The 4,918-nt window shown below is 45.4% G+C and carries 4 protein-coding genes and 2 pseudogenes; 3 read left to right on the top strand and 3 right to left on the bottom strand.

From position 1 onward, the window contains the following. Nucleotides 1-96: 96 nt before the first annotated feature. Both PX481_RS29010 and PX481_RS29005 read left to right on the top strand, forming a co-directional pair. Nucleotides 97-360 (top strand): annotated as a pseudogene (locus PX481_RS29010) (zinc ribbon domain-containing protein); the annotation flags it as partial. 90 nt (nucleotides 361-450) lie between these two features. Continuing rightward, the gene (locus PX481_RS29005) at nucleotides 451-2,304 is read left to right on the top strand and encodes a hypothetical protein (protein ID WP_002758758.1); all 1,854 of its coding nucleotides are present in this window, start codon (nucleotides 451-453) and stop codon (nucleotides 2,302-2,304) included. A 164-nt stretch (nucleotides 2,305-2,468) separates the two neighbouring features. On the opposite strand, the gene PX481_RS29000 is transcribed toward PX481_RS29005, so the two are convergent. The 3 genes from PX481_RS29000 to PX481_RS28990 form a co-directional block, all read right to left on the bottom strand. After that, nucleotides 2,469-2,810, bottom strand: coding sequence for a DUF760 domain-containing protein (locus PX481_RS29000; RefSeq protein ID WP_002758759.1), 342 nt, complete (start codon nucleotides 2,808-2,810; stop codon nucleotides 2,469-2,471). A gap of 320 nt (nucleotides 2,811-3,130) precedes the next feature. Beyond that, nucleotides 3,131-4,294 (bottom strand): GuaB3 family IMP dehydrogenase-related protein, encoded by a 1,164-nt coding sequence (locus tag PX481_RS28995; RefSeq protein WP_002758760.1) that lies wholly within the window; start codon nucleotides 4,292-4,294, stop codon nucleotides 3,131-3,133. 82 nt (nucleotides 4,295-4,376) lie between these two features. Next, nucleotides 4,377-4,613 (bottom strand): hypothetical protein, encoded by a 237-nt coding sequence (locus tag PX481_RS28990; RefSeq protein WP_043996943.1) that lies wholly within the window; start codon nucleotides 4,611-4,613, stop codon nucleotides 4,377-4,379. 194 nt (nucleotides 4,614-4,807) lie between these two features. On the opposite strand from PX481_RS28990, the pseudogene PX481_RS28985 reads away from it, so the two are divergent. Then, nucleotides 4,808-4,918: pseudogene (locus PX481_RS28985) on the top strand (RNA-guided endonuclease InsQ/TnpB family protein); the annotation flags it as partial.

The raw sequence follows: 4,918 nt of genomic DNA, 5'->3' as shown, positions 1-4,918 counted from the left end.
TTTTGGGTCTGATTTGTTTTTGTTAATGATCAGACAGTACCTGATGAGCCTTTCTTTGTCAACTCTTGAGGTTGATGCGTTTCATTTTTGAATTGGCGATATTATCTTAAGGTTGATAAAAACGGAACTTCGCAAGAGTGTCCTAATTGTGGCGCGTTCACTGGTAAAAAGTCGTTATCGGAAAGAGTTCACCGATGCGATTCTTGTGGTCACATCGAACCGAGAGATACGGCATCGGCGAAGGTAATCGAGAACCGAGGAAAAAACGCGGTCGGACTGACCCTGTTAGAAAACGCTTGCGGAGGCGATCTAACGGGGATCGTTCAGTTAAACCTGTTTGATCTAGTCAAGAGCAGATGAACCAAGAATCCCCCGCTACACCGTGCGAGCGGTTAGCGGGGGAGAGTCAAAAAGTAGGTTTATTGAAGAAGTGGAGGGAATCATCATCCTATGGCGATAATGACAAAATCATTTGGACAAAGACTGGCAGAGATTTTCGGGTTTGACCTGCGATCGCTGGCTTTATTTCGCATTGCCTTGGCGTTAGTGGTTTTAGTAGATTTATCGGTTCGTTTTAGCCAAGTAACTGCCCATTACAGCGGATTGGGGGTTTTACCCCTAGGAAGCTTATCGAAAGTCTCTGCTAGTCCTTTTTACTGGTCTATTTTTGCTCTCAGTGACTCGGTGCTGGTGCAGAGTATCCTGTTTATTGTCGCTATAGCGATCGCATTATTGCTTTTAATTGGCTATCATACCCGTTTAGCCACGATCGCCACTTGGGCGCTAATCGTCTCTTTACATCATCGCAACCCCCTGTTACTATTTGCCGCCGATGACGTAATCCGGGCAGTATTATTCTGGGCGATGTTTTTACCCCTTGGTGCCTGTTATTCCGTGGAAAGTGCCTTAAACACCAATCCCAACCCCCTACCCAAGCGCGTAGTTTCGGCCGCCACGGTGGCTTTTATGATACAGGTGTGTTACATATATATGTGGTCAGTGGTTTTTAAACTCAAAAGTGAGACTTGGTGGCCCGACGGTACAGCCGTTTATTACTCTCTTAGTTACGATCAATACGCTACCGCTTTCGGGAGTTTTTTACTGACTTTACCGCAGCAATTCCTCAAATTCCTGACAATTTCAGCCCTAGGCTTTGAATGGTTCGGTCCGCTATTGATGTTTGTTCCCTTTCGCAATAGTTTATTTAAAATAATCGCCGTAGTTTCCTTTATTTTCTTGCATACGGTTTTTGCGCTGATTCTACATTTAGGGGTTTTCCCTTTCTTGAGTGTTACCTATTGGTTGCCGATCATCCCTAGCTTAGTCTGGGATTGGGGACAAAAACGGATAATAAACCCAGAAAGGGAAGGTTTAAGGATTAATTATGATCGAGATTGTGGATTTTGCAAGAAAGTTGTTCATCTTCTCCGCACGTTTCTCATTTTACCCGGCACTCCCCTGTTAGTCGCGCAGGATAACCCCTCAATATACGAGGATATGGTGGCCCAAAATTCTTGGGTAGTGGAAGATTGGCAGGGAAAACGTCGGTTTAAATGGTCAGCATTGGTTTATATTGTCAGTCTTTCGCCAATTTTCTGGTTTTTAGCGCCAATTTTGCGTTTACCGCCCCTTATGACCCTGGGAACGAGAATTTATGAGTGGATTGCCTCCCATCGTCGTTTTATGGGCAATTTCACCAAACCTCTCAAGTTTCGTCCCCTGACGATTAAATCCTCTTTACCTTTAAATATTTTGGTAATTTTCTTCTTCTTGTTGACGAGTATCTGGAATTTACGCAGTTTTGTCCGGCAATCGGTCGATAGAGGCGATTTAAATACACCTCTAATTAAGTCTCTTGATCGCTTGCTCACCCGTCGTACTTTTAATACAATTGATATTCTGGCAAGAGTTACCCGTTTAGACCAATATTGGACTATTTTTTCCCCTAGTCCCCCTCGCGATGATGCTTGGTTTGTGGCAGTCAGTCAATTAGCCGATGGTTCCACGGTAGATATATTTAGAGAAGGACAGCCGGTAATTTGGGATAAACCCACGGATAGCGATCGCAATCGTTTGTATAAAACCATGCAGTGGCGGGTATATTTTATTAATCTTAATCGAGCTATCGGTCGGTCAGTTTATGGAGAGTTTGGTCAGTATCTCTGTCAAAACTGGAATCAGCAGCACGGTAGTGATCAACAAATTAAATCCCTGCAACTTTATATCATGCGGGAAAGGACTGTCCCCCCCGGAGAAAAACAGGGAATCGAAAAAGAGCTAATCTGGCAGCAAAATTGTCTTTAATCAGTTATCAGTTATCAGTTATCAGTTATCAGTTATCAGTTATTAGTCAGATAAAAGTTATATGGCTAACTAATGCAATAAAAGACAACTAAAAATGGACAACTGATAGCTGATTACCGATTGCTTCTTTTTCCCTTTCCAACTAACCTAACTACCGCTCAACTTTAAAAATCGCTAGAACCGCTCTGGAGAGTAGCGAGGGATCTTTCAAAATTCATTCTCTGTTCAGCATTGCGGAGAAAGTAACCACTCATCATTGCCGAGGCCAATAACCGGCCCAGATGTTCGCGACTGGTACTGATAGTGACACCGAAATGTTCGGAAGGAAGGTTGCCCAAAAGTCCGATAATGTTGCGTTCCATCACTTGGAAAACCTCTTGGGATTCTGGTTTCGAGAGTTGGGCGATTGTTTCGGGACTTAAGGTCTGGACATACTGCCACAAACTCTCGGAAAATTCACTATCGGTACCGAATAAATTGTGAGGGCGATCGTTTTCTCTATACACCTTTGATCTCCTTAACTCAATTTTTTTAAATTATCCTTTTGGTTCTTCCAATTGGGAGCATTTCACCTTTGTAACTCCTAAATCAGGTTTTATGTCAAGCTATTTTGAAAGCCTTGCTAGAAACCAGTTTTAGGGACAAGTATAATTACTCGCTTGCATAAATGAGATGCTCCCTTCCAATTTAACAGTTTTTTGAGATAGTGGCAGTCGGTAGAACCGAACCCGAAGGTGATGGTAATCCCAAGCAGAAAATCCATCTCTGGCAAAAATCAAAAACTGCTCCGAGAAGCAGATAACCGATCACTGTTCACCGATAACTTTTATTTACCCATACCTAACTGCTGGGCCTTTTGATAGACTTTACCCTCCGTCAGCAGCGAGGGGGCAATCACCACTTCCACCTGTTGCATTTCCTTTAAGTTCTTAGCACCTAAAGTCCCCATACTGGTTTTCAGCGCCCCTAGGAGGTTATGAGTACCATCATCTAATTTTGCCGGTCCAACGAGGATTTCGGCAATAGTTCCCGTACTGCCCACACTAATCCTGGTTCCCCGGGGTAGAACCGGACTAGGTGTGGCCATACCCCAGTGAAAACCGCGGCCGGGGGCCTCCACGGACCGGGCAATGGGAGAACCAATCATCACCGCATCGGCGCCACAGGCGATACATTTGCAGATATCACCGCCGGTAATAATGCCGCCATCGGCAATAACGGGGACGTATTTACCGGTTTCTCGGAAAAAATCGTCCCTAGCGGCGGCACAATCGGCCACAGCAGTGGCCTGGGGAACTCCCACTCCTAAAACGCCGCGAGAAGTACAGGCAGCCCCCGGACCGATACCGACTAAAACCCCGGCTGCCCCGGTTTTCATCAGGTTAAGGGCGACTTCGTAGGTGACGCAGTTACCCAAAACCACGGGAATGGGCATTTCTTGACACAGTTGTACTAAATCGAGGGGGGTGATAGCTTCTGGGGATAAATGGGCAGTGGAAACGACGGTTGCTTGGACAAAGAGAATATCGGCCGCTGCTTGGGCAACGATAGCACCGTATTTGACGGCACCGGCAGGGGTGAGGCTAACTGCCGCAATACCGCCTTTTTCTTGAATTTCTTGGATACGAAGCTCGATTAGTTGCGGTTTAATCGGTTCTGCGTAGAGTTCCTGCATTAAACCGACGAATTCTGCTTTGCCGACTGCGGTAATGCGATCGAGAATCGGGTTAGGATCCTCGTAACGAGTTTGAATACCTTCGAGGTTTAGTACCCCTAGCGCCCCCAACTCGGAGAGAAGGACGGCCATTTTAGTATCCACCACCCCATCCATAGCGCTGGCGATAATCGGGATTTCCCGCTCGATATTGCCGAGAGACCAACGGGTATCGGCTAAACTAGGATCGAGGGTTCGCACTCCGGGTACAAGTGCGATTTCATCGATACCGTAAGCTCTACGGGCTGTTTTGCCCCGACCAATAATTGTATCCACGTTTCTATACTATTTCAGACCTATTTAGCCTAGACTAGCAAATTTCGCACCATCTCGAACAGCTTTTCGGTATTATGGCAGACTAGGCATCAGGAAAATAATCGCCACAGTCGATCGCTTGTTCGGTGTTGGCGCTCCTGGGTTGTACACTACATTTGAGGCGATAATCGTTGGTAAAGTAGCGGCAGTGGGAGCAAGGGATGGAGTGCATCCGTCGGGCAACTTGCCAACTATCGCGCACGGCACTGGCTAAAGACCAGCAAACTAAAGCGATAATGGCAGCGGCGATTGAAAAACGTAAAATAATCCAGATTTCCATGGCGAGCAACTAAAATTACCTGATTTGAATAGGAATCAACTGAGGCAATCGGCAGAGGGTTAGATACTGAACAGTTTACTTACCGAAATTTTGGGTTAAAGCCCCGTCCTTTTAGGACGGCTTTTTAAACTATATCTTGTTAACTTAACTTTTATTGTGCTATACTGATTTTGTCTAAGTCCCCCCTGCGTAAAATGTTTGTCTTAGAGTTTAAAGTTAAAGCTAAAACTCAACAGTATCAAGCCATAGACGATGCTATTCGTACTGCTCAATTCATCCGTAACAAATGTGTAAGGTTATGGATG

It is taken from the genome of Microcystis sp. M53603_WE2, from assembly GCF_030065435.1.
Note: the sequence above shows the minus strand (reverse complement) of the source record. Positions and strands in the feature narration are given on the sequence as shown.

What these genes read in the sequence shown, in the direction of transcription:
- PX481_RS29005 (WP_002758758.1), top strand. Translation starts at nt 451, where the DNA reads ATGGCGATAATGACAAAATCATTTGGACAAAGACTGGCAGAGATTTTC.
- PX481_RS28990 (WP_043996943.1), bottom strand. Translation starts at nt 4,613, where the DNA reads ATGGAAATCTGGATTATTTTACGTTTTTCAATCGCCGCTGCCATTATC.